The organism is Streptomyces sp. JLYT201, from assembly GCF_059448825.1.
Window position 1 is genome coordinate 1,574,668 of the sequence record NZ_CM182551.1, and the last position, 26,235, is coordinate 1,600,902.

The window sequence follows — 26,235 nt, forward strand, 5'->3', positions numbered from 1 at the left end:
CGCCGCCCCCCCTTTGGCCTGCGAAGCAGGGGTGGTTGGGGGCCGTACGCCCCGGCTAGGGTCACGGTAAGCGTTCGCTCAGCCGACTTCGGTGCAGTACGGCCAGAGGTGCCAGCAGAGAGGGAAGCGGATGCCTGTCATCGACGCGTGGATGCAGCACCCCACGCTCCGTCACTCCCATCATGAAATGTTCGAGTCGCTGCGCCGGTGGACGGGTCAGGCGACGATCGCCGCCAACCGGTCCCGCTGACCGGCGGGCGGCTGCCCGCCGCTCCATGCCACCGATAGCCGAGTTCCGGCACAGGCGCCCAGTCCGGGCTGCACGCGGGCAGGGCGCCCGGGAGGTGGCCAAGACCGCACTGGCCGGGGGCCGTTGGGCACTCCCCCGGGCCTGTCCGCCTTCACGCGGCCGGTGGCGTCTACGCGCTGCCGTCCGCCCGCAGAACGGGCCACAGAAGGGCGACGGTTCGGTCGGCGAGGTCGTCGGGGGTGTCCCGACCGGTGAGCAGGTAGTCACCGAAGTAGCTGCCGAGGCAGAGGGTGACGGCGGCGTCGAGGTCGGCGTCCGGGCGGACGGCCCCGATGTCCTGGAGGTGGCGCAGGGTCTCCAGGAGTTCGTCACAGCGCGGCTTGGTGGCGTGCTCGCGGATCAAGGTGAACAGATCGGGTTCGCGTTCGGCTTCCGCCATGAAGTTGCCGTGCAGGGACATGGCGCGCGGATTGCTGTAGCGGGGGTCGACCCGGCGGACGGCCTCGGTGAACGCCTCGAGCGGCGTCATGGTGTCCGGAGCGAGAGGCTGGTAGGCCTCGCGTTGTGTGCGCAGGCCGTAGAGGAGGGCATCAACGGTGAGTTCGTACTTGCCCGGCCAGCGGCGGTAGAGGGTGGGGCGGGTGACACCCGCGTCCGCAACGATGTCACCGATCGTCATGCGCGAGTAGCCATCGGCGGCCAGGCGCGCGCGGGTGGCCTTGAGGATCGCCTCCTCGATCGCGGGGTCGCGGGGCCTGCCACCGGGATGCGGTGCGGTCTGCTGCTCGGCCGTCGCCTCGTCCGCCTGCGCGCGGCCCCGCGGGCGGCGCGTGCGGCTGACGGCCGTCTCGTTCCTGCTGCTCACAGCGGTTCCTCCTTGTCGGGTTCACAGTAGTGGGCCTCTGGGATCTGCGGCACTCCAAGTTAAGTTACGCTAATTAATTGTAATGTTACCCACGATGCCCGGCCCTTCACCATTGACCCATGCGGCCGTCAAGAAGGACCCCGCTCGCGGCAAGGGCGAGGACGGCAACGCCCTGACCCTCGAGGGTCAGGGCCGGCTCGCCCGCCGCTTCCAGCGCGAGGTCGACCACATCAACGGCGCCCTCTGCGTCGACCACTTCACCCCCATCCGGCGCGCTCCCGCAGGCTCGGGGCGGTGAAGCCGGACGGCGGTGCCGGTCCGGCCGGGGCGGCCGACCGGGCTCGCACTCACACGCGGGCTCGCACTCACGCGCCAATTACGTTACAGTCATTGACTGTAACGATTGACCCCTGTGGGGCCACCGCTGACGACTTCCACCTGGAGGACGACCATGGCAAGTGACTACGAACGCGGTCGAGTGGGCCTGCTGCTCGTTGACCTCGTCAACGAGAACTTCTCGAAGGACGGCAAGGGCTATCCCATCTACGCGCCGGAATACGAACGCCTGGGCACGATCGACAGCCTGAAGAAGCTCATCGCCGGGGTGCGGCAGCACAAGGATGTCCCCGTCTTCTACTCGACGACTGCCTTCACCGACGAGGACTACGCGACGTGGAGGCACGTCTCCGGGATCCATCGGCAGATGTTCGACAAGCGGATGTTCGAGGCCGAAACCTGGAGCACCGAGTTCCACGAGGAGCTGGCACCGCAGCCGGGTGAGGTGATCCTCGCGCCGCACAAGGGCCTCGACGTTCTGCAGCACACCGACCTCGAGTTCCAGCTGCGGCAGCGCAACGTCGACTACCTGGCGATCGCCGGAGTCTCCGGGATCATGGCCGTGGAGTCGACGGCCCGCACCGCGATGGAGCGCGGCTACCACGTCACGGCGTTCACCGACGCGATAGCCGCCCCCGGCGGCCTGGTCACCTACCAGGCGATGATGCGCGGGCTGACCATGGTCTCCCACAACGTGACCGGCGTCGGCGACTTCCTGGCCGCGCTCGACGAGCTGAAGGCGTAACACCTTCATCACCGATCCGGCGAGGAGAGCAGCGGAGCATGCAGCGGGAGCGAACGCGGTTGGCGGACGCCTACGGCCGGTTCCTGGCGTCCGATCCCGGACTGCTGCGGATGCGGTCCGCGCTCAGCACGGTCTGCGCGCTCGGGCTGACGCTCGGCGTCCTTGCGGCGCTCGATGCCCCGGTCCCGATCCTGGTGACGGGCGCTCTCACGGCGATGGTCAGCACGGCCGCGGTCACCGAATCCCGAGCACGCGACCAGGCGCTCACGCTCGCGGCGGGGGTGCCGACCGCCCTGGCGGTCGTGGCGGTCGGCAGCGCCCTGGCGCCGTACCGGGTGGCGGCGGACGTGGTGTTCGTACTGCTGATCTTCACCGCCATTTACATCCGGCGCTTTGGACCGCGCGCGACCACGCTGGGTGTTTTCGCCTTCCAGCTCTTCTTCGTCACGCAGTTCGTCGAGACCCGTGTGGAACAGTTGCCGCAGTTGTCGCTGGCCGTACTCGTGGCCTTCGGCAGCTCGGCGCTGGTCCGGTTCGCCGTCCTGCCGTCACCGCCGGAGCAGACGCTGGCACGGCTGCGGCGGGCCTTCGGGCTGCATCTGGCGATGGTGCTCGACGCGCTGATCGAAGTGGCCGTGGGCGGACCGCAGGCGCCGCACGCCGAGCGGCCGGTGCGTGACCTGCTCCGGTCCACCGCACGCCTGCACACGGCCGCATTGATGATCCAGAACCACCTGGGCACCGGTACGCACGACACGCGCGCCGCCTCCTCGATCCAGCGCCGCGTGGCGGAAGCGGAGACGGCCGTGGAACGGCTGGCCGTCCTCGTGCTGCGGACCCTGCGGCCCGGCGCGGACGTCGACACCCTGTCCCGGCACCGGGCCCGGGCACGCCCCGCCGGATCCGCCATCAGCGCTCTTGATGCGGCGACGCTGCCCGTGCTGGTCTCGGAACTGCGTGCGCTGCGTGCAGCGATCGGCACGGGTCCGCAGCGGTCGGCGGGCACCGATCCCACCGCGGTGCGCGATCGGCTGCTCGGCTACCGCGGTGACGAGCAACTGCCCGACGCGTCCCCGGCGATGCAGGATGTCTTCCGCTCTGCCGGGGACTTCACCCGCGCCCTGATCGGGCTGCACCTGGCAACCGGCGGGCCGACCCCGGCGGTTCGGGACGCCCCGGAGACGGCACGGGCGCGCGAGGAGCCCAGGGCAGAGGACTCCGGCCTGGCAAAGGAGCCCGTACCGCAGCGACGGGGTCCCCGCGTCCGCCCCACCACCAGGACCGCACTCCAGGTCGCGACCGGATCGGCGCTGGCTGTCATCGGCGGTGAACTGATCTCGCCGCAGCGCTGGTACTGGGCCGTGTTCACCTGCTGGGTGGTGTTCATCAGCACCTCCTCCACCGGCGAGATCCTGGTCAGGGGATACCGGCGCCTGATCGGCACGGTCGCGGGTGTCGCCGCCGGGCTCGCCCTGGCCGCCCTCATAGGTGACACCCCCTGGCCGGCCTTCGCCCTGGCGGGCCTCAGCGTGTTCGGGATGTACTACACGCTCGCGGTGTCCTACACGCTGATGTCCTTCTTCGTCACCACGATGATCGGCATGCTGTACGCGCTGCTCCACACCCTCACCCCGGACGTACTGGTCGTGCGGATCGAAGAGACCGCGCTGGGCATCGCGTGCGGGCTGATCGCCGCTCTGCTCGTGTTGCCAGTGCGCACCGGGGAGCGCACGGACCAGTTGCTGCGCGACGCGCTGGAACGGCTGCGCACGGTGCTCTCCCAGTCATGGGCCCGGTTGGGCGGAGAGTCCGGCGGAGACCTGCTCGCTTCGGCCCGCGCGCTGGATACGGCCCTGGAGAGCCTGCGTCTGGCGGCGCAGCCGCTGATCACCCCGCTCAGCCCAGCACGGTCCCGGCGGCGCACCGCGCTCTGTGTGCTGGGGCTGCTGGAGACGGCGGCCTTCCACGCCCGTAGTCTGGCTGCCACCGCCGAACTGGTGCCATCTGGCCTCCGCGTCGGCGCCGATCCGAGCCTCGTGGACGAAGGCCGCCGGATGGACCGCAACCTCGCTTCCCTCATCAGCCGGATAGCCATCCACGGCGGGGACAGCACCACGCTCGTGCGCGGCCCCGGATTTCCCACCCAGCCAGCAGCGAGCGAGGGTGGGGCGCGTGCCGAGCACATCAACACGACCCGCCGGGTCCTGCGGCACCTGCAACGTGTCGACGAGAGCATCCAGGGCCTGGCTCGCGCGCTTCACCTGCCCGTCCGTGACGAGTCCTGACACCAGCCGAGCGTCCGCCACTCCTGGTGTGCCCTCGATGGCGGTGAAGGGATGTGGCGTTGCTGCCGAGCATCGCGGCCAAGCCGGAAGACTCCTCGCACTGTCTCGGGTCACAGGCGAAGGACCAGCCGAGCCCCCAACTCAACATCCGTCGGCCGCCGTTGTGAGCCGGGCAGGCCGGGCAGTAGTGCGAGGACAAAGAGGCACGCCTCATGGATGACAGGTTCCTCCCGCAGCGTGCTCATGATCAGCAGATGCGGATCGGTGTGCCGCGGCGCCCACCTCCAGGGCGAAGCAGGGCAAGGACGCGACGGGAGGGGTGCCCGGCGGTGTCCCGTCGCCGCTCGGCACGGCGGGTGGTCCCGATCGTGCTCACGGCTCGTCCTTCCGGGCGGGTAGAGCGGGGTTGCCAGCACGCACCGCGTCCGTCGCGGCCGGTTCGCGCGTGAAGTCGGTGATCACTTGCCGGGCGGCACGGGCTCCCGAGGCCAGGGCGCCCTGCACGGAACCCGTGGCCCGGTGGTCGCCGCACACGTAACGGCGGTGCCCCAGACGGCTGGAGCGGCTGAGCGGGCGGCCGGGCAGCATAGCCGGCAGCGCCTCGGGCACCGTGCGCGTGGTCAGCACGTCCCAATCGGCGGTGTCCGTGCCGTAGGCCTCGGCGAGCGCGGCGCGCACGGTGCGCTCGCGCCCCGGGCGGTCCGGGCCGAGGACGGACGTCGCGATCAGTGCATAGCCTGGGGGCGCGTACTCGGGCACCACCGCGCTGAGCACGCAGGTGTTGAGGAAGCACCGGCGGCTGTCGGTCATCAGAGTCGGCTCGTGCAGCGGGGTGCGCGTGCTGACGTGGTAGTACGTCGTCACGCTCCGGTAGGGACCCGGGTCGATGCCGGGCAGCAGCCGGGCGGCGGGGCCGGGGCCGGTCGCCACGACGACTGCGTCTGCGGCCACCTCCTGACCGGCGGCAAGGAGCACGCCGTCGTCGCTGAGGACGTCGACCGGCTGCTCCAGGTGCAGCGCTTCGCGGGGAAGCGCGTCGGCAAGCTGGTGCGGCACGGCGCGGATGCCTGCTACGGGCAGGCAGAGGGTGCCGCGCACCATGCTGCGCCACACGAGGTGGAAGAAGCGGCTCGACGTCTCCAGGTCCTCTTCGAGGAACACTCCGGCCAAGAACGGGCGGAAGAACCGCTCGACGAAGGCCTCGGTGAACCCGGCCGAGGCGAGCGCGTCACGGGTGCTGGTGTCCCGGCGTCGCTTCAGGGCGGCCGCGGGCAGCAGGGCGTCTTGTGCCGTCAGCAGGGCCAGGGCGGTGAGGTCCCGTGGTCCTGCCACACCGCTGCGCACGGCCTCGACGACGTGGTGCCCGCCCCGGGTGGGATCGGTGAACCGCTTGCGTCCGCTGCCGGTGTGGACCAGTACGCCAGGGGTGAAGGGGCGTAGGCGCAGGTCCCGCAGCGTCAGGCGCCGCCTGGCCTGGGGGTAGGAGGTGTTGAAGACCTGGAAGCCTCTGTCGACCACGAACCCTTCGACCGAGTCCGAGCGCATCCGGCCGCCCACGGCGTCGGACGCCTCCATCACCTTCACGTCGAGGCCGTGAGCCATGAGGTCGCGGGCACACGCGAGCCCGGCGAGGCCCGCGCCGACGACCACCACAACAGGTGTGCTGGCCCTGCTCAAGGCAAACACCTCCATCCCTGGAACGTGCGGGGCATCTTCGCCCCGTCTTCCCCCGACGCGGCCCAGATGGATGCGGGGCGGCCCGGACGGAAAGGGGGCCGCGCAGCAAGGCCGGACGCCCACAGCTCAGAACGGCGGAATCCCCGCGCTCCCACCGCACCCCGCGTGGAGCAGGGCCACCGCGTCCCGCAGGCCGTGACAGCGCGCGAGGCCCGGCACGGCCTGTCCCGTCCAGCCGGGCCCCGCCGGCAGCACCATGGCGTGCCGCCGTGCCCCTTTCACGCCCCACTCCATCCGGGCGATGCGCTGAGCGAGCGGAACGTCGGCCGTGGAGGACGACTGGGACCACAACACCACCGCCATGGGGCCCGCACGGTGGACGGACGCCAGCAGTGCCTCCGCGGGAACGGTGCCGCCCAGCATGAGCGTGGGCACTCCCCGCTGTCCCAGGGCCGCGTGCAACGCTTCCAGCGACAGGGTGTGCTGCTCGGCCGGAAGGCACGCCAGCACCACGGGAGGACTGTCGACGACGACAGCGGGACGGGGGGTGAGCAAGGGGACGCTGCGCAGAGTGGTCGAGACGTGCCAGGACAGCAGGTGCTCCACCTCGACGTAACGGTCGCCGGCGGACTCCCACTTGCGTCCCACGGCCCGCAAGGTGGGAACCATGATCTCTTCCCAGGTGACGACGAGCCCGTACTCGCTGACCCAGGCGTTGAGCTGACGCTGGACTTTCGACGCGTCCAGACGCACCGCGGCCCGGGCCAGACCCCGGCACTCCTGACGCGCGGCGCCGAGCGGAAGTCCGCCGCCGGGCTGGTTCTCGCGCGAGGGACCAGAGACGGTCACCGCCGTCCCCGGCCCTTGCGTCGCGGCACGCATGGACGCCTTGGCCAGGCGAGCCGCCTCCGCCGGAGGGATGCCCGTGGCGGTCAGCCGGCACATGTGCTCGACCATGGCGACGTCCTGGCTGCTCCACCGGCGATGCCGACCGTCCGGACGGACCGCCGGCCCCAGGCCGTAGCGCCGGTCCCAAGACCGCAAGGTGGTCGGAGACACACCGATCCGACGTGCCAGGGCCCCCGTCGTCACGGCGGCTCCATCACGTATGTCTGGATCCGTACGCGGTGAATCAGCCACGACAGCAGCATACGATGCGCAAACGCTGCGTGCTTCTTGCTTACGTCCATACCGCCTGAGAATGAGGCTTGAGCGGACCCGCTCCGGGATCTCGGCGTTACTGCTGCGCCCGGCGCATGGGGCCCGGCTCGGCGCCCAGCCGCAGCCATGGTCGCTCGGCATGGTCCTGCCCAGCTGCGCCGCCAGGGGGAGGAGGGCGGCGCCGTCGCGCCGCGAGAACGCACTGCCGGGGCACCGCGCATCCCGGGATTACTCCCCGCTTCGATGCGCAACCGATGCGAGAGGCGTGAGGAGGTTGGGTGGCTGAGGGTGAGAAGAGATGCCGCACACGCGGGGTCCCGTTGGTGCATCGGCCCCTCACCCTGGAGGAAATCATGAAGCTCAGAGACGAACTGCCCACCGACCACAGGCTCGCCACTGTCTACCGGTACGGAGCGGCCTTCTGCGGTGCGGCGCTGGTCGCTTTCGGCTGCCTCGGCTTCGCCGATCGGCTCAGCCCTTTCAACACCGAGGGGACCACGCTGGCCGGACTGAGCACCAACGGCGTGCTCAGCGTGATCTCAGTGCTCTGCGGAGCCGTCCTCATCACCGGCGCCGTCATCGGCGGCAACCTGGCGTCCACGCTCAACATGACCGTGGGCACGCTGTTCCTGCTGAGCGGTTTCGTCCACCTCTTCATCCTCGACCGGTCGGCCAACGTGCTCGACTTCGGCATGACCAACGTCGTCTTCAGCTTCGTCATGGGGCTGCTCATCCTGACCTTCGGCATGTACGGACGTGTGTCCGGCAGCCTCCCCCACGACAACCCGTACTGGCGACAGCGTCACCCCGAGCAGGCGGCACGCGAGGACGCCCGTCGCCGCGCCCAGGCCCCGCCGGAGGTCACTGGCCCCGCTTCCGCTGCACGAAGCGCCTTCACCGAACCGCGCTCGTGAGGCCCCTGCCGTGCGGAGGCTGACGACTGCCACGGGCCGACGTATCACCGTCGCAGCGCATGACGCAGACTCCGCCAGCAAAGCCGGAGGCCTGGCACGCTGCGAACTCTGACCTCGACTCGGGGTTCTTGGACGATCCCGGCTTCCACCACGGTGTGCTGGCCGACCTCCGCGACCGTCGTGCGAATCCTCTCCTCACTGTGTGTCCCGATCGTTCCACGCCCCTCTCACACATCCGTCCAGCGGTCGGGCCTCCAGGACCCAACAGGCAGTGCTTGTACGGCCCTTGGGTGCGGCCGAGCGGTCTCAGACGTCGGATCGCGCCCCCTGCGCCGCCGCCCGGACGCTCGGCCCGGACTGGGGTCTCAGTCCCGGGGTACCCGGCCGCCCGGCGTACCGCGCCCCGGACCAAGGACGTATGGGCAGGTCGAACGCTCGGGTGCCCGTCGAGGCGGTGATGCTCGAGCAGGGCGCCCGCGATGTCGCGGGCGAGCCGTGGCCGCGCTGCACACCTCGCGTCGGACACCGCGATCCCTCTGAAGGACCCCACAGTCCCCGAAGAAGGGCCCCTCATGAGTGAGCAGACTCCGTCCCAGGCGGAAGGCGAGCGGCACGAGACCTCGCAGGACGGCGAGGAGGAGACGGCCGAGCGCCGAGACGTACCCCGCACGACGCCTTCACAGGCGGAGGGTGAGGAGCCGGACAGCGGTCAGTGCGGGACATGAGGACGGGCGTGTCGCCGCGCGGGCGTGACGAGCCCGCTGCGGCCCCGGGGCACCCGGCCCGGCGGTCGTCGAGGCTCTGGTCCGTCACCGTGGTCGAAGCGGGATTCCGCCGGGCGGCCCGGCTGCGCGGTGCTCCGGGGTTGCACCCGCGAGGGCTGACGTGCACGGGCGATCTGGACGTCGTGGACGACAGGGGCGGGCGCTGGGGCGTGCCCTGGCTGGACGCGCCCGGACACTACGACGCCACCATCCGCCTCTCCCGCGCCGTCGGCCTGCCGCCGCGGCTGCCCGACGCGCTGGGGCTCGCCGTGCGCGTGGCCCGGGCGGACGGCCCCGGGCACCCCCTCGACCTGCTCCTCACCCGCAGCGGCAGGTGCCGGGTCGCCCGGCACCTGCCGCTGCCGCGCGCCGACGCGCTGAGCGGTCCGTACTCCAGCCTGCTGCCCTACTGGGTCAACGGCCGTCGCCGCGTTCTGGCCGCCTTCCCGCACCGTTCCCGGCAGGCTCCGGTGCGTGGCGATCCGGGGAGTCTGCGTGCGGCGCTGGCCGGGGAGACCCTGGTCTTCGACCTGTGCGCCGGGACCCCAGGCCGGTCGTGGCGTGCGTTCGCCGCACTGACCGTGCGCGCTCCCCTGCCCGTAGGGCGCAAGGAGAGGCCGGGCTTCGACGTCTACCGGCACAGCGCGCGCGGCTCCGCCCCCGGCCGTGGAGCGTCGCGGCAAGGGGCAGGTGGCCGTCTCCTGGCTGACCACCACCGACCACAAGAAGATCGGCCACCTCTACCTGATCACGTCGTTCTGCTTCTTCCTCCTCGGCGGTGCGCTGGCGCTGCTGCTGCGTGCGGAACTGGCCCGCCCGGGCACACAGATCCTCTCCAACGAGCAGTACGACCAGACGTTCACCATGCACGGCACCGTGATGCTGCTGCTGTTCGCCACCCCGACCTTCGCCGGGTTCGCCAACGCGATCATGCCGCTGCAGATCGGCTCCCCCGATGCCGCCTTCCCTCGCCTGAACATGCTGTCTGTCGTACTGGCTGTTCCTCTTCGGTGGTCTCATCGTCGTGGGCGGCATGCTCACCAGCCACGGCACCGCCGACTTCGGCTGGACCTCCTACACCCCGCTCAGCCGGGAGGAGCGCAGTCCCAGTGTCGGCGCCGACATGTGGATCATGGGGCTCGCGCTGTCCGGGTTCGGCACGATCCTCGGCGCGGTCAACTTCCTCACCACGATCATCTGCATGCGCGCTCCGGGCATGACGATGTTCCGGATGCCGATCTTCACCTGGAACGTGTTGTTCACGTCGGTGCTCGTGCTGCTCGCCTTCCCCGTGCTGGCCGCGGCGCTCCTGGCCTTGGAGGCGGACCGGCGCTTCGGGGCGCAGGTGTTCGCTCCGGAGAACGGCGGCGCCATTCTGTGGCAGCACCTCTTCTGGTTCTTCGGCCACCCCGAGGTCTACATCATCGCCCTGCCGTTCTTCTTCATGAGCTTTCTGATCGCCGTGCCGACCGGGGTGAAGTTCTTCAACTGGATCGGCACGATGTGGAGGGGCTCGAACTCGTTCGAACCGCCGATGCTGTGGGCGACCGGGTTCCTCGTGACCTTTCTGTTCGGCGGCCTGACCGGCGTCATCCTGGCCTCTCCCCCGCTGGACTTCCACGTCCACGACACCTATTTCGTGGTGGCGCACTGCCACTACGTGCTCTTCGGAACCATCGTCTTCGCGATGTTCGCCGGATTCAGCTCTGGTGACCGAAGATGACGGGCACCATGCTCGATCCGCGCCTGGAGAGGATTCACTTCTGGACGCTGTTCGTGGGCTTCCCCACCACGTTCCTGGTCCAGCACTGGCTGGGCGCGGAGGGCATGCCCCGCCGGTACGCCGACTATCTGGACGCCGACGGCTTCACCGCCCTCAACACCCTCTCCTCCATCGGAGCGTTCCTCCTCGGCCTGTCCACCCTGCCCTTCTTGTACAACGTGTGGAAGACCGCCAGGCACGGCGAGAAGATCGACGTCGACGACCCCTGGGGCTTCGGCCGCTCCCTGGAGTGGGCGACCTCCTGCCCGCCGCCCCGGCACAACTTCGACACCCTCCAGCGTCACCTCGGTCAGCCCCAACCAGCGCCCCGACACCGGCGGCACCCTGGTCACCATCACCGGCACCGGCTTCACGGCCAACGACTGCGGGGACCCGGCCAGCACCGTCCACTTCGGCTCCACCTCCGCGACGTTCACGATCAACGACGACGCCAGCCTCACCGCGACCGCTCCACCGCATGCCGCCGGAACCGTCGACGTGATCGTCGAGGCCACCGACGCCAACTGCCACAGCAACGTCACCGCGGCCGACCAGTACACCTACAGCCAGTCCGGCCCGCGCTACGACTTCTCCGGGTTCTTCGCGCCCGTCGACAACCCGCCGGCCGTGAACTCCAAGAACGCCGGGTCCTCGGTCCCGGTGAAATTCAGCCTCAACGGCGACCAGGGCCTGGACATCTTCACGGACGGCTCACCGGCCTCGCAGCAGGTCAACTGCCAAAGCGGCAGCCCGGTCGGACCGCTGGAGCCGACCACCGCCACAACCGCCCTGTCCTACAACGCAGGTACGGACCGCTACACCTACACCTGGGCCACCGACCCCGCATGGGCGAACACCTGCCGCGCCCTGCACGTCACCCTCGCCGACAACAGCGATCACACTGCCAACTTCAGCTTCCACTGACCAGGCCAGCACCGAAGCACGGGCGTCCGGCCTCCCCACCGGACGCCCGTCTGCTGCCTCCCCTCACCACCCCGCGCCCACGCGGGGTGGTTGCCTCTGGCAGCGCCCTGAAGCCGGATACCGGCAGCCCGTCTTGCTGAACTGAAGCTTCTCGCAGGCGCGTTGTGCTCGCCGTGCGCTACGCCGTTCACCGGCCGGTGAGGGGGGACCGCGCGGCGTAGGAGGCCGTGCTCGTGTGGCCGGGCAGTGGCCTGCGGCAGGCCCATCTGTCCTATGCCAGTGCCCCATGTGGGTGATACCCCGCCGCGCGCGGGTGGTGGGACGGTAAGCCCCGTTCTCAACCGGCGGACCACATTCCCGTGACGCCCCCGCGGCCCAGACCCCGTTGCGGCCCGGCGCGCGGGCCCGTCACGGGGAGGACACCTGAGCCCGCTGCCCAGGGCGGGCCACAGCGGCGCGATGCCCTCGCCCCTGCCCGCCCCTGCCCAGGGGCCAGGTCATGGCGTGGCGCCCGTCCGTGAAGGAGGACCTGCCATGTCCTCAACCATCCCCGCCAGGCAACGGCCGTCCCTGCGTGGCCGTCTGGCCGCCGTGATCTCCGCGATCGCCCTCGCGTTCGCGGGCCTGCTGGCCATGCCCGGCATCGCCCAGGCCGATGCCAGGGCCCAGCTCACCGACTCCGCCGACCCCGTCGAGGTCAACACCTCCTACAGCTACACCCTCACCGTGCCGTCCAGCGCGGGGGACACCACCACTGACCTGACGATCGACCTCTCCGGTGCCGCGGCCACCTTCACCGGCGTCACCCACACCGCCGGCGCAAACATGAACTGCACATTCTCCGGCACTCACGTCCAGTGCAACGCCAGCCCTCCCGTCGCCCCCGGCTACACCGTCACCGCGACCGTCCTGCCCACTGAGACAGGCACCGTGACAGCCGCCGCTTTCGTCAACTTCTTCAACGTCGGCGGCAGCGACAGCACCACGACCACGATCACCGAGTCCACGCCTCCGGGTTGCACGATCACCGGTACCGCGGGTGACGACAACCTGACCGGCACCGCCGGTGACGACACCATCTGCGGTCTGGGCGGCAACGACACCATCAACGGGGACAACGGCAACGACACCATCTACCCCGGCCCCGGCAACGACACCGCCAACGGCGGTAACGGCACCGACACCCTCACCGACCACAGCGGCACCGACACCCTGAACGGCAACAACGGCGACGACCACATCGACGTCCAGGACACCATCGCCGGCGACACCGCGGACGGCGGCAACGGCGACGACACCTGCACCACCGACCCCGGCGACACCACCACCAGCTGCTGAACCCACCCACAGCCGTACCAACGCAACACGGCGCCCCGCGCACCGGCCCAGCCGCTGAGCGGGGCGTCCCACGGGTTCACGACCTGGGGAGAATGCCCCGTCACGGGAACGCAGCGGGCCTATCTCCGGCGCGATGTCCCTTAACGCGCCACTGAGGGTTTCACTTCGGGGTGACGTCACGGTGGTGTCGTGATCAGCCCGGTTTCCGTGATGAACCCGTTGAGCAGGCCGGGCCGGTACTGCATTCGCTCGAGGCGGGTGCGGGTGAGTTGGGCGAGTTCGTCGATGCCGCACGGGGCCAGGTTGCCCAGGCTTGCCTTCAGGTGCGCCCAGATGCCTTCGGCGGGGTTGAGGTCCGGGGTGTAGGTGGGGAAGTTGAACACGGTCAGCCAGGCCCGCTTGTCGTTCAACTCGCGCATGGCGGCGTCGACATGGTGCGTGTAGTTGTCCCACAGCAGGACGATGTTGCCGCCGAGCTGCTGATGGGCGGCGTCCAGCAGGCGGGCGAAGTCCTTCTCCCGGAACCCCCTCGCCTCGCCCTTGCGGCTGCGGTGGTGTACCAGGATCCGGAAGATGAGGCGGGTGCGGTGGCCGGGGCGGCGGCAGAGGAGGCCCGCCAGGGAGATCCGGCCGGAGCCGACGGCGCGGACGGTGATGCGGGGCGGGTGCCCGCGCCGGGACCAGGTCCGCGCCTTGGGCGGGCGCAGCAGCTGGCCCGCCTCATCGGCGAAACACAGCCAGGCATCCTGCTCCCGCACGGTCTGCTGCACCCGCGGCCAGGTCTCCGCACGCCAGGTGGCGATCGCGTCCTCGTCGCGTTCGGCGGCGCGGCGCACGGGGACCTGGACGGTGAAGCCCATCTGCCGCAGGATCCGCCAGGTCTGCGCGCGGCTGAAGCGGACGTGGAAGCGCCGCGCGATGAGGGTGGTGATGCGGCCCAGGGTCCAGCGTTGGTCCTGGGCCCAGCCGTGCGCGGCCGGTCCCTGCTCCAGGGCGGCGGCCAGCCAGGTCCGCCAGGCGGGCTTCATCCGCGAGCGGCGTCCGGGCGGGCCCTTGGAGCACAGGGCCTGCGTGCCGCCGTCCTTCCAGCGGGTGTGCCAGGCGCAGGCCGACCTGCGGGAGATACGCAGCTGCCGGGCGGTCAGCCCGCCCCCGTCCGCATACCGCATGCATCAGGGATACGCCGCCCGGCGAGCGGGCACAGGCGGGTGCCCGGCCCAGGGGCCGGGCACCACGAGATTACCTTCGGTGTGCGTCAGTTGAACTTGAAGTTCGCCAGGTGGTCGCTGTTGTCGGCGAGTTTGAGGTCGAAGGTGCGGCAGGTGTCCTTCCACGCGCTGTCGGTCTTCCACACGTAGGTGTACGTGTCTGTGCCCGCGTCGTAGGAGAGACTGGACTGCCCGGCACCGCTGGTCTCCTCGACCGGGTCGATGGGGGCACCGGTGTCACAGGTGACGTTCTGCGAGGTCGGCGAGCCGGTCGCGAGGATGTTCAGGCCCTGGTCACCGTTCAGGCTGAACTTGACCGGCACCGCCCGCCCGGCCTTCATCGTGTTCACCGTCGGCGGGTTGTCGACCGGCTGGAAGAACCCGGAGAAGTCGTAGGTGGGTCCGGACTGCACGTAGGTGTACTGGTCGGCCGCAGTGATGTCGCTGTGGCAGTTGTGGCTGGCGTCCTCGACGACGACGTCGACGGTTCCGGCGGCGTGGGCCGGTGCGGTCGCGGTGAGGCTGGTGTCGTCGTTGATGGTGAAGGACGCCGGGGTGGAGCCGAAGTAGACGTAGCTGGCCGGGGAGCCGCCGCAGTAGTTGAGCAGGAATCCGGTGCCCGTGATCGTGACCGAGGTGCCGCCGGTGTCGGGGCCCTGGTTGGGACTGACAGAAGTGACGGTCACGCCTCCGGTGGCGTGCGCGGCGGGGGCCGACAGGGTCAGCAGGCCGGCCGTCGCGAACAGGGCCCCGGCGCCCAGCGCGGCGATCCGGCCGCGTAGCGTGCGCAGGCCACGACGCTTCCGGCTGCCAGTGGAGCGGGTGCGGAGACGCAGCATGAGGAGTGTCCCCCTTCCCGGGGTGGCGTCCTGCCCCGGCGACCCACCTCCGGACCGACTTGGCGCGGCACGACGCCGCGGCTCGCGGCCCGCCGTACCCGATGACCTCGCGTCAAGCGGCGGCCCGCTGAGCCCGGTACGCCCTCCTCACCAGCGATCCACATCGCGGTCCCCCGACTCGCTGCCCCAGGGGGATCACCGAATGAGACCCGTTGCGTACCGTTCAACAACAAGGGGAGGATCCCGCCGCCCCGGCACAGTCCGGCAGAGGCCAACCGGCCCTGAGGCATGGACCGATCAGCTCATGCCGGCGGCAACAGAGCAAGCCAGCACCCGCAGGTCCCGTGTCACCCCAAAACGAAATCCTCAGTAGCACCCCGTCATCACCCGGACCAGCTCCACCGACCGATCCACCAGGGCCTCGAACTGCTCGCCCGCCCCTTCGCGACGGGGCTGATCACGCCGTCGGGGGCCGTGACGTGCAGGTCGCTCTAGCCTGCTACCACGGCGAAGGCGATGTGCAGTCCTTTGGGCCAGCGCTGCCCCAGGCAGTAGCGTGCGCCGACGCCGAAGGGCAGGTACTCGCTGCTGCGGCAGTGCCGCCCCTGGAACCGCCCGGGGGACAAGCTCCCCGCGGCACTCAACTCCCGGCATGCGTAGAACACTTCAGACACCGACTGCTCGGGCGGCTGCCCCATCATGCCCATCAGCCTGGCCCCGAACCCCATGCCCCGGAACCGCCCAACATCTTCACGGGACTTCCAAGGCCCGCAAGAAGGAACTGGAAGCCGAAGGCTGCACCGAGGTCACCCTCAGACCGGCCAAGCCCGATGCCTAGCCCAGCAGCCCCCGCCCCGGAGCGGAGCGCGGGCACCCGTGGGCGGCCTCCGGCCGAACGCCGCCCGGCACCGGCCCGCAGCCCAGCACGCGCCCGGCCACCACGTTCAGGGCCAGCTTGCAGTTCACCGCGGGCGGCCCAGCCGTCACCGGCGAGTGGAGCAGGGAGCAGACCGCCCGCGCCGCCTTCACCTCCTGGATCGGCCTCTACGGCAGCGACCCGGCCGTCGTCATCCGCGTCACCGCGGCGAGCGGCGGCCGCACTCGCGTGCTCGTGAGCTGGGAGCGCGGACGCCTCGACACCACGGCGGACGACACCCGGCCGACCGCGTAGGGCGGGGCGGCCTCGAGGGCCGTGCGAGGCGGTGGCCGCGCGCTGCAGGGGTGCTCCGCGAAGCGTGGCTCTTCCCCCCAGGTGCTGGAGGGGGAAGAGCCACGCGCCCTTGAGGGCTGAGGGTTGGAGGTGCGGGTCAGGGGGTGCGGGTCAGGGCGATGCGGGCGCGGATGTGTTCGGCGCGGGTGCGGCGTCGCAGGCGGGCGTTGGGGTGAGGGCGCTGTCGGTGGAGGTGAGGGTGTCTCCGAAGGCGGTGAGGAGGCGGTTGACACGGTGGGCGGGGGCGTCGGCGGGCCGGGGGCCGGTGTGGGCGTCGCGGTGGGCTTGCTCCCATAGGGGTCTGAAGAAGTCTGGTACGCCGTCGAGGGCGAGGTGGCGGACCTGGGGCCAGGTGGCGGTGTGGTCGCCGCGGAGCATGTCGCTGACCTCGCGTTCGGTCAGGTGCCCTCCGCTTTGTGCGGCCAGGAGGTGGGAGGAGGGCAGGGCCCCTCTGGGGGAACCACGTCCGAGAACGTCGGGCCAGTCCCGGGAGCGCGCGCCCCACAAGGGCCGCAGGCGTGTCCCGGCTTGGACCTGTCACATTCTCCGGCGCAGCCGCGTCAGACCCATGACGGCAAGGCCAGCAACGCTGGGAAGCCGCAGCAAGCACCGATCCGCTCAGCAGTTCCCCGAGGAGTCTCCCGTGTCCACCACCGCCACCGTCGTCACCGTGCTCACCGCCGCCTGGGTCGGCTTCTCCGGCTTCTCGCTGCTGCGCAAGGCCGCCTTCGTCACCGAGCCGCTGACCCAGTACGGCGTCCCGCAGGCGTGGTGGACCCTGCTCGGCCTGGCCAAGGCCGCCGGGGCCATCGGCCTGCTGATGGGCTTCGCGGTGCCCGCGATCGGGGTGGCGGCCGCGATCGGCCTCATCCTCTACTTCACCGGCGCGGTCATCACCGTACTGCGGGCCCGCTCCTACAAGACCGTCGCCTTCCCGGTCCTCTACCTCGCCCCGGTCGTGGCCGCCCTCGTCCTCGGCCACGCCGCCTGACAGCAAGCCCCCCAGCGCCACAGCGGCGGCCGTCGTCGCACGCGCGGAGTCTTGGTCGGCGCGCTCTGCGCTCGATCACGTGCGGCCTGATGCCGCGCTCGCGCAGGTCAGAGCCGAGCGTCACCGGGTGGAGGACGGAGCGGGAGAGCCGGCCGAGCCGGGTGCCTCCAACGTGTGGCCGTCACGCGACAGCTGAGGCGCGAGGTCGAGCTTCGGCCTGGACGCCTTCGCGCCGCTCGCCGGGGGGGGGCGGACGTTGTCGCAGCCGCCGTCGTCTGCCGACGCTGAAGATCGGTCTGATACATGACCGGATCGGGCTGGGTGTGTTCGGCGGTTGCTCAACTGTTTGTGTGCCGAGCGGGTGCTGCCTGTGGTGGGGGTGCTTGTGCCGGGTGTGAGGCGGTCGTGTCGTCTCCTTCGTGGCGGGCCGGGCGCCGGGGCAGCTGCGACGCGGGCAGCAGGCCGAGAGCGGCGAGTGCGGCCAGGATCAGCAGAGTGGAGCTCATGGTTGACGCAGCGGTGCCGGTTGCGCTGGCCGCGACGGCGATGCCGAGGGTCGGCCCGGTGTTCATGGCGGTCTGCTTGAGTCCGCTGACGACTCCGGCGTACCCGGGCGGGGCGTCACCGACGACGGTCCCGGTGGCGGTGACCATCACGGTGGCGAACCCGGCACCGATGGCGGCAAAGGCTGCAGCCATGGCCGTCCATGGGCTGGCGGGACCGAGCCGGGACAGTCCCGCGATGCCGACCACGACGAGGACCGTACCGGCGATCGCGGTGCGGCGCGCACCGTACCGGCGCAGCGCGGCGACCGCGGCGGGTGAGCCGAGGACCATGAGCACGGTCAGCGGGAGTACGCGCAGACCGCTGTCGAGTGGGTCGAGTCGAAGTACGTCCTGGAGGTAGAAGGTGGCCTTGAACAGCGCGCCGAACACGCCGGCGGTGGTGACCAGCAGGATCGCCATCGACGCGGTCACCGGTACGGACCGCGCTACGGCCGGCGGAATGAGCGGGTGTGTGGTGCGGCGTTCGTGGCAGGTGAGCACCGTGGTGACGCCGATGACGGCGAGGAATTCGAGCAGCGTCGGCACGGCGGTCCACCCCCGCGCGGGTACGTCGGCCAAGGCGTGGACCAGGAGGGCGAGCACGAGGGCCAGTAGGCCCGCGCTGGTGAGGTTGGGCCGTGGCGAGTCGGCACGTTGAGGTGCCGGCGTCCGTACGGCGAGGGCGAGGGCGGCGATGACGAACGCGAGGGGCACGTTGACCCAGAAGACGGCGCGCCATCCCAGATGAGCCACGAGAACACCGCCCAGGAGCGGGCCGGACCCTGCCGCCACCGCGATCGCACTGGTGCGGATGGCGATCGGCGTGCCGAGCCGGTCCGCGGGATACGCCAGCCGTAGCAGGGCGAGCGTCGCAGGTTGCAGGAACGCGGCGAACCCGCCCTGCACCGCGCGCAGGACGATCACCCAGCCGACGGCCGGCGCGAGCGCGATCCCGGCCGAGGCAGCCCCGAAACCGAGAACGCCGACGAACAGCAGGCGCGGGTGCCCGTACCGGTCCCCGAGGCGCCCGGCGATCACGAGTAACGCGGCCACGGCGACCAGATAGCCGGTGCTCGTCCACTGGATCTGCGCCACGCTCGCGCCGAGATCACGCTGCATGCCGGGCTGCGCCATGAGCAGGATGGTTCCGTCCAGCGCGACGATCACCGCGCCGACCACGCTGACCAGAAGTGCAATCTGCCGCTGTACGGGTGCGGTCATGAGGTCACCGGGCCGAGATGGGCGTCCAGAACTGCCGCGATGAGCCGGTCGCGTTGATTGTCGCCGGGGTCGCCGTCCAGCGGTGGGGCGCCAAGAGCGAGTGGCAGGCTGCCCCAGGCCCACAGCTGAGCCATGCCGTGCAGGTTTGACCACAGAGCGGCGGCAGTCACCGCAGGCGGCGGTCCGGCCTCATTCGGCCCGTCGGCACGTCGCGCGGCATCCGACTCCGATCGGCATCGGGCGACGAGTCCGGTGAAGTGCCCGAACAGCGGGAGGGTCGACTCGCGCAGCCTCGGCTGGTCCGATGCCTGCGCCGCGCCGTCGAGCAGGTCATGCCGCCACATGAGTTCGAACATGCCGCGGCGTTCCAGCGCGTACCCGACGTACGCCCGCGCGAGAGCCTCCAACTGGCCGCGCGGTGTGGTCGTACCGACGACGGCTGCCTCGAACATGGCTGCGAGATCCTCGAAGCCGCGACGGCCGATAGCCGAGAGCAGCGCGTGGTGCGTGGGGAAGTACCGACGCGGCGCCCCGTGCGACACCCCCGCCCGACGGGCGATTTCCCGCAGACCCACGGACGCGGAGCCCTCGGCCAGCACAAGGTCGACCCCGACATCGATCAACCGCTCCCGGAGGGAGCTCTCATCAGTCATAGACACTGTCTACCGTGCGCTCGTAGACAGTGTCTACTCATGGGGTGAGTGACCCTTCTCCTCAGCGGGTGGCGGAGCCTGCCTCGACTTGCTCGCTCACGGCGGCACGCTGATACGCCCTGGTCAGCCCGACCGAGGAGAGCTCAGGGCTGATGTCCCACCAGCGAACCCAGGCGTCGTCCACCGCCGCGCAGGCCCTGTACGGCGCGCACCGGGTCGGTACCGACCGCTTCGTTGGCCGCGGCGACGATGCGGGCGGCGATCAGCCGCAGTTGGGTGGCGTAGGCCGGGGAGGCAGGGCGCAGGTCCAACTGGCCGGTCTCCAGGTGGAAGGCGACCGCCTGCACATGGTCGGGCGGTTGCGGGACGATGGCTGCCGCGATGTCCGGCCAGGGCTCCAGCACGCTGCCGCCGACGGCCGGGAGGTCCCAGGCCCGCTCGGCCATCAGACCCTGGAGCACGGCGGCGAACCCGGACGGCTCCTGGCCGTCGCGCCGCGCGATCCGGGCCCGGCGGCGCCGCGGGGCGCGGGCCTCGCTCTGCTCGCGCTGCTTGGCGGCCTCCCTCGCGGACCGTAGCTTGACTCGGGTCGGCTCCGGACACCTCGCTGCCGCTCATGTCTGCCCCCACGGGGCGTAGCCGAGGTCCAGGTGACCGAGGCCTGCGAGACGCTGCACGGTCGCGACGGCCGACCTGGTGAACAGGCACTGCGCGGCGTGACCGTCGGGGCCAGGACGGCCTCGGCGAGGATGACCTCCTTGCGGGTGTCACAGCCGTCAGTGAGGTTCAGACCCCTGGTCCAGTGTTTGTACAGGCTGCGCTGATAGCCCTCACGCTGCTCATCGGCGACCGGCAGCTGATCGACCGCCGCGAACAACGGCAGCGCCACCGGCTCCACGGACGAACGGGTGGACGCGGTGCGGGCGTGCGCGGCGGGCATGGCGGCGAGCAGGGGCAGGGCGGCGAGGGCGAGCGCGGGAAGACCGCGCCGCAGCAGGTTCTTGATCACACAAGAGGTCGTAGCGGCCTGCGGTCGGGGCGGGGTGGGATACCGCGTTCAGCTCACCCGTGCGGGTGCCTGTGGCCAGCGTGCGCGCTCGGCCGGGAGGGGTCTCCGTTGCAGGCGGATTCCGGCCACAACATGCGTGTGTTGAGCGGTTGTTGATTGGCCTGGGCCAGCTTGGTGGCCGCAGGTCGCGGGGCCCTGCTGTGCCGCGAACGTTCAGCGATGGGTGGGCTGGTCCGGGCCTGCGGTGCGCCACTGGGCCCACCGCGGGTGAGGACGGCGCATCCCCGCGACCGGCCCGTCCCTTTCAGCACCTTCACTCCCCCACACAAGGAAGGACATGATGAGTCCGAACATCCGACGTGCGCTCACGACAGGCTCCGCTGTCGCCATCGCGGTCGCGGCGACCGTCTCTCTGGGTCTCAGTTCGTCCGCGGCGCAGCCCGCGGGCAAGCCCGATGCCCCGAAGGCGGCCGCCAAGGCCGCCGTCGACTCCAGCGATGAGATCGCTCAGGGGGGCCGGTACCGCATCGTCTCCGAGCGGTACGAAGCCCTCGACCTCGATCACAGCCAGACCGCCGACGGCTCGAAGGTCCAGACATGGGAACGCAACGAGTCGCCCGCCCAGATCTGGCGGTTCTGGGACGCCGGGGACGGCGGCCATCTCCTCGAAACCACCGTGCCCGACGGCGATGACAAGGTCCTCAACGCCGATGCGAACGACAACACGGCCAACCTGTGGAAGATGACCGGGGCCAATGGTGAGGGCAAGCAGCGCTGGCGCTTCGATGCGGTCGGCGGCGGCTGGTTCCAGGTCCGCAACGGCGCGGGCGGCTGCCTGACGGCCGGGGCCGCCGAGGGCGACCAGGTGACGGTCAAGGAATGCGGTGACGACCGCGCCCAGCTGTGGTGCCTGGAGTCCGCCGGGCCCAAGAGCGGCCCCACCGCCGAGAAGGGGATCCGGGGCGAGGTGGCCCGAAGCCTCGAGGCGGGCCAGAGCCCGGCGCGGGCCCGCACGGCCAAGCGCCAACCCGCCGCGGCGGGAGCTCCGAAGCGTGTACGCGCCGCGGCGGACTCGGTCAACACCGACTACCTCATCGTCGACGCCGCGCCCGCCCAGGCCAGCGGAATGACCGGTGTGAGCGTGCACTGGGTGGGCGATTCCAAGCGCAACCCGTACAAGACATGGGACTTGATCGAGGTCCTCGACGGTGACACCCGGGTGGCGTGGGAATGGGTGTGTCCCCAGACGTCGACCCGGTGTGATGGCGGCAATGGAGCGACCTTCGTCAACTCCGGCGCCCTGACGCCCGGCAAGAAGTACACGATCAAGTACCGCATCGACGCCGGCCGGATCAGCTGGGGCACGGTGGGCGCCCAGGTGGAGTTCGTCGCATGAGCGCCCTGGTGAAGAAGGCCGGCTGGCGGATGCACACCGCGGCCCGGATCACCGTTGTGGTGCTTGCTGCCTCACTGGTGTACTCCACCCCCGCCGTGGCCACAGGTGCACAGCCCGCTTCGCGGACCGTGCAGGGCGGGAGCGTTTCGAAGGCCGGTAATGAGCTGCCGACGGAATTCGCCAACGAGGTCATGAGGCTGATCGGCCGGATCCGCTACGAGATCACCGAACGGACTCCGATCGGTCACGGCCGCATGACCCACCGACTTCTCGGCCGAGGAGATGCGACCACCGGGCCCACCCGGAACTGGAGACTCATCGGCATCGGCAGGCTCATCGACGAACCCGAAGACGCTGTGCAGCTGATCGTTGACCCCGACGACGTGTACATCCAAGGCTTCTACCGGCCCGCGAACAATACGATCTACGTCTTCCCAGATGTTGACCTGCCCGCAGGCCTGATCCCCGGCACGCCTAACACGGTGAGGTTCGGCTTCGATCCGAACTACAGTGACCTGGCTGGCATCACCGTCAATCAGGGCAATATCGTCGGAGCGGTCGACGCCCTGAGGCGGGGCGATAACGTGGGCAGGACCGGCCCTATTCACCACGCGATGGAACTCATAGCGGTCACGTTCGCCGAAACCGCCCGCAACCGGCTCATCCTCGAAGAGGTGTTCAACGCACTGCGCGCCAACGGCGAGTGGCAGGTGGGGGCCCACGCCGATGCCATAAAGAAGTGGAACCAGATGGGTGCCGAAATCAGGGCCGCCATGGCCGATGGCGACTGGGACAGGGAGCGCAGAAGCTTCCACCTCGACGGCCAGCACGGCGGGCAGCTCCGGCCCTACAGCGCCGCGTTCCTGATGGGAGTCATCTTCGCGATCAAGAGACGGTAAGCCCCCGACCCGAGCACATGAAACGTGCCGCCTGGCCGCGCCCGCTGACCACAGCGGGCGCGGCATCAGGCCCAGCCCCGACACGGGCGTGCTGCGGCGTGAGTGCGGGCCGAAGGGAGGTGTGGAAGCAGGGGGTTCCAGATTACGTGCGGCCGGTGGAGCCCGGCGTCGGCGGCCGCCTCGCGGCCAGCACCGCGAGAACCCTCTTGGACCGCACGCCCCGTCCGTCCGGCAGAGCCACGACCCGGTGGGCCGGAGCCAGGTACACGGCCCACCGGTGGAGCCCACGGCCGCGGCATCGCCAGGCTCGACGCGGCACCTACGCGGCCCGGTCCTCGTCACCGTGCCGGACGGCCTTCTTCACGTCTTCGCCGCGGTCTTCTTGGCGAAGGTCTTCTTCGCGGGCCGTTTCGGCTTGAGCTCGTGGACGTCGGCTTCGCCCCGTGAGGTGCGGGCGCGCTGCACGGACTGCTCCAGCGCGGCCATCAGGTCGACGACGTCGTCCGCCGGGGCTTCCTCCGGCTCCGCCCGCGGTGGCTGCTTACCTTCCGACTTGGCCTGGATGACCTCCTCCAGGGCCGCGGTGTAGCGGTCTGTGGCCCGCGCGGCGCCCTCGGCGCGTCATGGAGTCGATGAGCAGGACCGAGTTCATGGGCTGCGGAAGTCTTCGACGGGGTTGAGGTAGGCGGCGTCGAGCGGTTGGTCGGTGAAGAAGCGGGCCATCAGGTCGGCCAGGTCGGTGTCGCGTTCGATCTGGACGAGGTGGTCGGCCTCTTTGATGGTGGTGAACCGGGCGCCAAGGTTGTCAGCGACGCGTCGTCCCACCGGAGGTGGGGTGATGGTGTCGTGTTCGCCGGTGAAGACGAGCACAGGCGCGGTGAGTGCCGGCTCGGGCAGGCTCCAGGGGTGGGTCAGGAGGCGTTCGTGGTGGGTGATGTCCATCGCGAGTTCGCGCTCGGTGAGGGTCGCGAACCTCTGGCGCATGAGGCGTGCGACGGCGGCCCGCCGCCGTACGATGCCGTGGTCGGGTGGGGCCATGAACTGCTCGACCATGTTCTGGGCCAGGTCGTCGAACTGTCCCTCGTCGACCATGCGGCGCCATCGCTTTGCTGCGGCCGTGTACTCGGGTGAGATCTCGGTGGCGGTTCCTCCCAGCATCAGACGCGCGATGCGGTCCGGGTGCCGCTGGGCGAAGCGGAGGGCGATGGAGGCTCCGAAGCAGGCCCCGAACACGTTGACTCGCCCGAGGGACAGGGCCTCGGTGGCGTGGCGGACGGTGTCGGCGAGGAAGTCCATGCCGTACTCGACGGGCAGGGGGTCCGCGTCCCCGTAGCCGGGCAGTTCGAGCGTCAGCACGGTGGCGTGCGGCAGAAGCCATCGCTCATAGCGCAGCCAGGAGAACCGGTCCTGCGAGGATCCGCCGAGAATGATCAGGGGTTCGGTCGAGGAGGGCCCCGGGGCGGCCGCGCGGGCCAGGAACCGGAATCCGCGGTAGTCCAGTTCTCTGTCTGTCACTTCAGTGGCGCTGTTGTGAGACACCCCGTCTGCATACCGGTAGATCCACGCCCTGGGGGGGTGGTTTCCCGACCGCTTCCTCCGTACGGGCGTCAACTCTTCGCACCGGGGCCGCCCCTCCGGGCGGTGGAAGGCGTTCCGCAGCATGATCACCCGGGTTGGTGTGCTCATACTCGGCCGCATGCGGATCCTCTTGGTGACCTGGGGCTCGACCGGGGACGTGCTCCCCTACGCCGGGCTGGGCGCACGGCTGAAGGCCGCCGGCCATGAGGTGGTGACCGCCACTTCCGAACGCCACGCATCACGCTTCCGCCTCCACGGTATGCCCGTCCACGTGCTGCCACTCGCCCGGCACGAGCAATCCGCCCTGTCTGCCGACCGGTTCGACCGGTGGCAGAGCCCTGCCCGTCTCCGGCGCAGACTGCGCAACGCCCAGGCCATGGCCCAGGTGATGGCCCGGGGAGTCCTCGAAGCCGTTGCGGACGGCGTGGATGTGATCCTTTCCCACCCCCTGCTCCACCCCGTGTGCGCGGTGATCGCCGAAGGCACGGGCCTGCTCTGTGTCGGGGTCTACACGGCGTCCCATGGGATGGTTGTGCCGCGACTGAGTGCCGGGCGGGCGGCTCCAGCTCGCGGGTACCGGGCCGCCGAGCGGCTGGTGTGGGCCGCGATGGATCCCATGTACAGGCCCGCGCTGTCCTGGCTCGGGAGGGAACTGGGGTTGCGGGGGCCGAAGGCCCGGACCCTCGGCAGTGTCCTGCCCGGGCAGCGTGTTCTGCACGGGTACAGCGCCGCTCTGCTGCCGAAGCAACGCGTCCTGCCGGACGGGCACGCTTGCGCGGGGTACTGGTGGCCGGTCCGGGACGACGCTTGGCGCCCCGACGGGCAGCTCACCGATTTCCTCACCTCGGGGCCCGCCCCCGTGTACTTCGGGTTCGGGAGCGTCTCGCCCGGGAACGCAGGGCAACTCGGCGACACGATCAAGAAGACCGTCCGCAGGCTCGGCGTGCGCGCGGTGGTACAGGCGGGCTGGCAGGGCCTGGACGTCTGCGGCGATGACATCCTCACCATCGCAGAGTGCCCCCACGACTGGCTCTTCCCCCGCATGGCCGCGCTGGTCCACCACGCCGGCCCCGGCACCGTGGGTGCCGGCCTGAAGGCCGGGGTTCCCGCCGTGCCCGTACCCCTCGCATACGACCAGCCCTTCTGGGCCCGCCGCCTGACCGCCCTGCGGCTGTCCCCGACCTACCTCAACGCCCGCCGCCTGACAGCGGACCAGCTCACTGCCGCCCTGCGCGCGACGCTGCACGACCAGCAGTACCGTGATCGCTGCACCAGGCTCTCCCAGATCATCGCGAGCGAGGACGCAGCGGCAGCGGTCCTCCGTACCTGCTCTGCCTTTTCGAGGGCCGCGTGAAGCGGGCCGTGATTCGTTCGAGTGATCGCGGGACCTGTGGCCAGGGGCCCGGGGCCGTGGGCTCGGACCATATGGACACCTGAAGACAGCTTCTAGGACATGTGCCGTGCGGTACTGCGGTGCCCGCTCGCCAGCGCCACAGACCACTCACCAAGATCCGGACCAGGCGCGGACCAACTCAGCTCCGCACCAGCCAATTCCGTCCTTCTCCGCTGTCAGAGGCAGGGGCGTGCAGGTACCACCAGCAGACCAAGAATCTGCCGACATGGCATCAACACACAGCAGGACCGGCCGAGCCACTCCCACTTCAA

23 protein-coding genes and 2 pseudogenes are annotated in these 26,235 nt (G+C 70.4%); 14 read left to right on the forward strand and 11 right to left on the reverse strand.

Features of this window, described 5'->3' with window-relative positions:
• Positions 1 to 419: 419 nt before the first annotated feature.
• A complete protein-coding gene (locus AC5WAM_RS06550; protein WP_495521935.1) occupies positions 420 to 1,115 on the reverse strand; it encodes a TetR/AcrR family transcriptional regulator in 696 nt (231 codons plus the stop codon).
• Positions 1,116 to 1,227: 112 nt separating this feature from the next.
• Here AC5WAM_RS06550 and AC5WAM_RS06555 point away from each other — a divergent pair, with 112 nt between their 5' ends.
• From AC5WAM_RS06555 to AC5WAM_RS06565, 3 genes are all read left to right on the forward strand, one after another.
• On the forward strand, positions 1,228 to 1,413 hold the full coding sequence (locus tag AC5WAM_RS06555; protein ID WP_495521936.1) for a peptide deformylase: 186 nt from the start codon (positions 1,228 to 1,230) through the stop codon (positions 1,411 to 1,413).
• 153 nt (positions 1,414 to 1,566) lie between these two features.
• Complete coding sequence (locus AC5WAM_RS06560) at positions 1,567 to 2,196, forward strand: cysteine hydrolase family protein (RefSeq protein ID WP_495521937.1); 630 nt, start codon at positions 1,567 to 1,569, stop codon at positions 2,194 to 2,196.
• Positions 2,197 to 2,306: 110 nt separating this feature from the next.
• Entirely contained in the window at positions 2,307 to 4,481 is a 2,175-nt protein-coding gene (locus AC5WAM_RS06565; protein ID WP_495521938.1) for an FUSC family protein, read from the forward strand.
• A gap of 372 nt (positions 4,482 to 4,853) precedes the next feature.
• Here the strand turns inward: AC5WAM_RS06565 and AC5WAM_RS06570 are convergent, their stop codons facing one another.
• The gene (locus AC5WAM_RS06570) at positions 4,854 to 6,173 is read right to left on the reverse strand and encodes an NAD(P)/FAD-dependent oxidoreductase (protein ID WP_495521939.1); all 1,320 of its coding nucleotides are present in this window, start codon (positions 6,171 to 6,173) and stop codon (positions 4,854 to 4,856) included.
• A gap of 111 nt (positions 6,174 to 6,284) precedes the next feature.
• Positions 6,285 to 7,298: a MerR family transcriptional regulator gene (locus AC5WAM_RS06575; RefSeq protein WP_495521940.1), complete on the reverse strand. Its 1,014-nt coding sequence runs from the start codon at positions 7,296 to 7,298 to the stop codon at positions 6,285 to 6,287.
• A 374-nt stretch (positions 7,299 to 7,672) separates the two neighbouring features.
• Here AC5WAM_RS06575 and AC5WAM_RS06580 point away from each other — a divergent pair, with 374 nt between their 5' ends.
• The 6 genes and pseudogenes from AC5WAM_RS06580 to AC5WAM_RS06605 all read left to right on the forward strand — a co-directional run bounded on the left by AC5WAM_RS06580 (position 7,673) and on the right by AC5WAM_RS06605 (position 13,021).
• A complete protein-coding gene (locus AC5WAM_RS06580) occupies positions 7,673 to 8,233 on the forward strand; it encodes a DUF4383 domain-containing protein (protein WP_495523517.1) in 561 nt (186 codons plus the stop codon).
• A 572-nt stretch (positions 8,234 to 8,805) separates the two neighbouring features.
• On the forward strand, positions 8,806 to 8,958 hold the full coding sequence (locus AC5WAM_RS06585) for a hypothetical protein (protein WP_495521941.1): 153 nt from the start codon (positions 8,806 to 8,808) through the stop codon (positions 8,956 to 8,958).
• Positions 8,959 to 9,663: 705 nt separating this feature from the next.
• A pseudogene (locus AC5WAM_RS06590) lies at positions 9,664 to 11,061 on the forward strand (cbb3-type cytochrome c oxidase subunit I); the annotation flags it as partial.
• 52 nt (positions 11,062 to 11,113) lie between these two features.
• Positions 11,114 to 11,239 (forward strand): annotated as a pseudogene (locus AC5WAM_RS06595) (hypothetical protein); the annotation flags it as partial.
• Positions 11,240 to 11,257: 18 nt separating this feature from the next.
• On the forward strand, positions 11,258 to 11,683 hold the full coding sequence (locus AC5WAM_RS06600) for a PxKF domain-containing protein (protein WP_495523518.1): 426 nt from the start codon (positions 11,258 to 11,260) through the stop codon (positions 11,681 to 11,683).
• A 534-nt stretch (positions 11,684 to 12,217) separates the two neighbouring features.
• The gene (locus tag AC5WAM_RS06605; RefSeq protein ID WP_495521942.1) at positions 12,218 to 13,021 is read left to right on the forward strand and encodes a calcium-binding protein; all 804 of its coding nucleotides are present in this window, start codon (positions 12,218 to 12,220) and stop codon (positions 13,019 to 13,021) included.
• A gap of 176 nt (positions 13,022 to 13,197) precedes the next feature.
• On the opposite strand, the gene AC5WAM_RS06610 is transcribed toward AC5WAM_RS06605, so the two are convergent.
• Complete coding sequence (locus AC5WAM_RS06610; protein WP_495521943.1) at positions 13,198 to 14,190, reverse strand: IS630 family transposase; 993 nt, start codon at positions 14,188 to 14,190, stop codon at positions 13,198 to 13,200.
• Positions 14,191 to 14,276: 86 nt separating this feature from the next.
• Positions 14,277 to 15,068, reverse strand: coding sequence for a PxKF domain-containing protein (locus tag AC5WAM_RS06615; RefSeq protein WP_495521944.1), 792 nt, complete (start codon positions 15,066 to 15,068; stop codon positions 14,277 to 14,279).
• Between the two features lie 955 nt (positions 15,069 to 16,023).
• Between AC5WAM_RS06615 and AC5WAM_RS06620 the strand changes: the two genes are divergently transcribed.
• Positions 16,024 to 16,239, forward strand: a complete 216-nt coding sequence (locus AC5WAM_RS06620; RefSeq protein WP_495521945.1) for a hypothetical protein — start codon at positions 16,024 to 16,026, stop codon at positions 16,237 to 16,239.
• A gap of 150 nt (positions 16,240 to 16,389) precedes the next feature.
• Here AC5WAM_RS06620 and AC5WAM_RS06625 read toward each other — a convergent pair whose 3' ends face one another.
• Entirely contained in the window at positions 16,390 to 16,656 is a 267-nt protein-coding gene (locus tag AC5WAM_RS06625; RefSeq protein WP_495521946.1) for a hypothetical protein, read from the reverse strand.
• Between the two features lie 265 nt (positions 16,657 to 16,921).
• Here AC5WAM_RS06625 and AC5WAM_RS06630 point away from each other — a divergent pair, with 265 nt between their 5' ends.
• The gene (locus AC5WAM_RS06630; RefSeq protein WP_495521947.1) at positions 16,922 to 17,269 is read left to right on the forward strand and encodes a DoxX family protein; all 348 of its coding nucleotides are present in this window, start codon (positions 16,922 to 16,924) and stop codon (positions 17,267 to 17,269) included.
• Between the two features lie 338 nt (positions 17,270 to 17,607).
• On the opposite strand, the gene AC5WAM_RS06635 is transcribed toward AC5WAM_RS06630, so the two are convergent.
• From AC5WAM_RS06635 to AC5WAM_RS06645, 3 genes are all read right to left on the reverse strand, one after another.
• A complete protein-coding gene (locus AC5WAM_RS06635; protein WP_495521948.1) occupies positions 17,608 to 19,035 on the reverse strand; it encodes an MFS transporter in 1,428 nt (475 codons plus the stop codon).
• A complete protein-coding gene (locus AC5WAM_RS06640; RefSeq protein WP_495521949.1) occupies positions 19,032 to 19,688 on the reverse strand; it encodes a TetR/AcrR family transcriptional regulator in 657 nt (218 codons plus the stop codon). The genes AC5WAM_RS06635 and AC5WAM_RS06640 overlap by 4 nt, the downstream gene beginning before the upstream one ends.
• Positions 19,689 to 19,831: 143 nt before the next feature.
• A complete protein-coding gene (locus tag AC5WAM_RS06645; protein ID WP_495521950.1) occupies positions 19,832 to 20,149 on the reverse strand; it encodes a DciA family protein in 318 nt (105 codons plus the stop codon).
• An 888-nt stretch (positions 20,150 to 21,037) separates the two neighbouring features.
• Here AC5WAM_RS06645 and AC5WAM_RS06650 point away from each other — a divergent pair.
• Both AC5WAM_RS06650 and AC5WAM_RS06655 read left to right on the forward strand, forming a co-directional pair.
• Positions 21,038 to 22,093: an RICIN domain-containing protein gene (locus tag AC5WAM_RS06650; RefSeq protein WP_495521951.1), complete on the forward strand. Its 1,056-nt coding sequence runs from the start codon at positions 21,038 to 21,040 to the stop codon at positions 22,091 to 22,093.
• Positions 22,090 to 22,992 (forward strand): ribosome-inactivating family protein, encoded by a 903-nt coding sequence (locus AC5WAM_RS06655; RefSeq protein WP_495521952.1) that lies wholly within the window; start codon positions 22,090 to 22,092, stop codon positions 22,990 to 22,992. Before AC5WAM_RS06650 ends, AC5WAM_RS06655 begins: the two co-directional genes overlap by 4 nt.
• Before the next feature lie 360 nt (positions 22,993 to 23,352).
• Here AC5WAM_RS06655 and AC5WAM_RS06660 read toward each other — a convergent pair whose 3' ends face one another.
• Positions 23,353 to 23,478, reverse strand: coding sequence for a hypothetical protein (locus tag AC5WAM_RS06660; RefSeq protein WP_495521953.1), 126 nt, complete (start codon positions 23,476 to 23,478; stop codon positions 23,353 to 23,355).
• A gap of 162 nt (positions 23,479 to 23,640) precedes the next feature.
• Entirely contained in the window at positions 23,641 to 24,507 is an 867-nt protein-coding gene (locus tag AC5WAM_RS06665) for an alpha/beta fold hydrolase (RefSeq protein WP_495521954.1), read from the reverse strand.
• A gap of 181 nt (positions 24,508 to 24,688) precedes the next feature.
• On the opposite strand from AC5WAM_RS06665, the gene AC5WAM_RS06670 reads away from it, so the two are divergent.
• Positions 24,689 to 25,924: a glycosyltransferase gene (locus AC5WAM_RS06670; protein WP_495521955.1), complete on the forward strand. Its 1,236-nt coding sequence runs from the start codon at positions 24,689 to 24,691 to the stop codon at positions 25,922 to 25,924.
• The last annotated feature ends 311 nt before the right edge of the window (positions 25,925 to 26,235 follow it).

Excerpts from the sequence above, each read along its gene's own strand:
- AC5WAM_RS06605 (WP_495521942.1), top strand. The coding sequence starts at position 12,218 with ATGTCCTCAACCATCCCCGCCAGGCAACGGCCGTCCCTGCGTGGCCGT.
- AC5WAM_RS06625 (WP_495521946.1), bottom strand. The coding sequence starts at position 16,656 with ATGCTCCGCGGCGACCACACCGCCACCTGGCCCCAGGTCCGCCACCTC.
- AC5WAM_RS06670 (WP_495521955.1), top strand. The coding sequence starts at position 24,689 with ATGCGGATCCTCTTGGTGACCTGGGGCTCGACCGGGGACGTGCTCCCC.
- AC5WAM_RS06650 (WP_495521951.1), top strand. The coding sequence starts at position 21,038 with ATGAGTCCGAACATCCGACGTGCGCTCACGACAGGCTCCGCTGTCGCC.
- AC5WAM_RS06655 (WP_495521952.1), top strand. The coding sequence starts at position 22,090 with ATGAGCGCCCTGGTGAAGAAGGCCGGCTGGCGGATGCACACCGCGGCC.
- AC5WAM_RS06570 (WP_495521939.1), bottom strand. The coding sequence starts at position 6,173 with ATGGAGGTGTTTGCCTTGAGCAGGGCCAGCACACCTGTTGTGGTGGTC.
- AC5WAM_RS06615 (WP_495521944.1), bottom strand. The coding sequence starts at position 15,068 with ATGCTGCGTCTCCGCACCCGCTCCACTGGCAGCCGGAAGCGTCGTGGC.
- AC5WAM_RS06640 (WP_495521949.1), bottom strand. The coding sequence starts at position 19,688 with ATGACTGATGAGAGCTCCCTCCGGGAGCGGTTGATCGATGTCGGGGTC.
- AC5WAM_RS06560 (WP_495521937.1), top strand. The coding sequence starts at position 1,567 with ATGGCAAGTGACTACGAACGCGGTCGAGTGGGCCTGCTGCTCGTTGAC.
- AC5WAM_RS06580 (WP_495523517.1), top strand. The coding sequence starts at position 7,673 with ATGAAGCTCAGAGACGAACTGCCCACCGACCACAGGCTCGCCACTGTC.
- AC5WAM_RS06635 (WP_495521948.1), bottom strand. The coding sequence starts at position 19,035 with ATGACCGCACCCGTACAGCGGCAGATTGCACTTCTGGTCAGCGTGGTC.
- AC5WAM_RS06585 (WP_495521941.1), top strand. The coding sequence starts at position 8,806 with ATGAGTGAGCAGACTCCGTCCCAGGCGGAAGGCGAGCGGCACGAGACC.
- AC5WAM_RS06660 (WP_495521953.1), bottom strand. The coding sequence starts at position 23,478 with ATGGCCGCGCTGGAGCAGTCCGTGCAGCGCGCCCGCACCTCACGGGGC.
- AC5WAM_RS06565 (WP_495521938.1), top strand. The coding sequence starts at position 2,307 with ATGCGGTCCGCGCTCAGCACGGTCTGCGCGCTCGGGCTGACGCTCGGC.
- AC5WAM_RS06610 (WP_495521943.1), bottom strand. The coding sequence starts at position 14,190 with ATGCGGTATGCGGACGGGGGCGGGCTGACCGCCCGGCAGCTGCGTATC.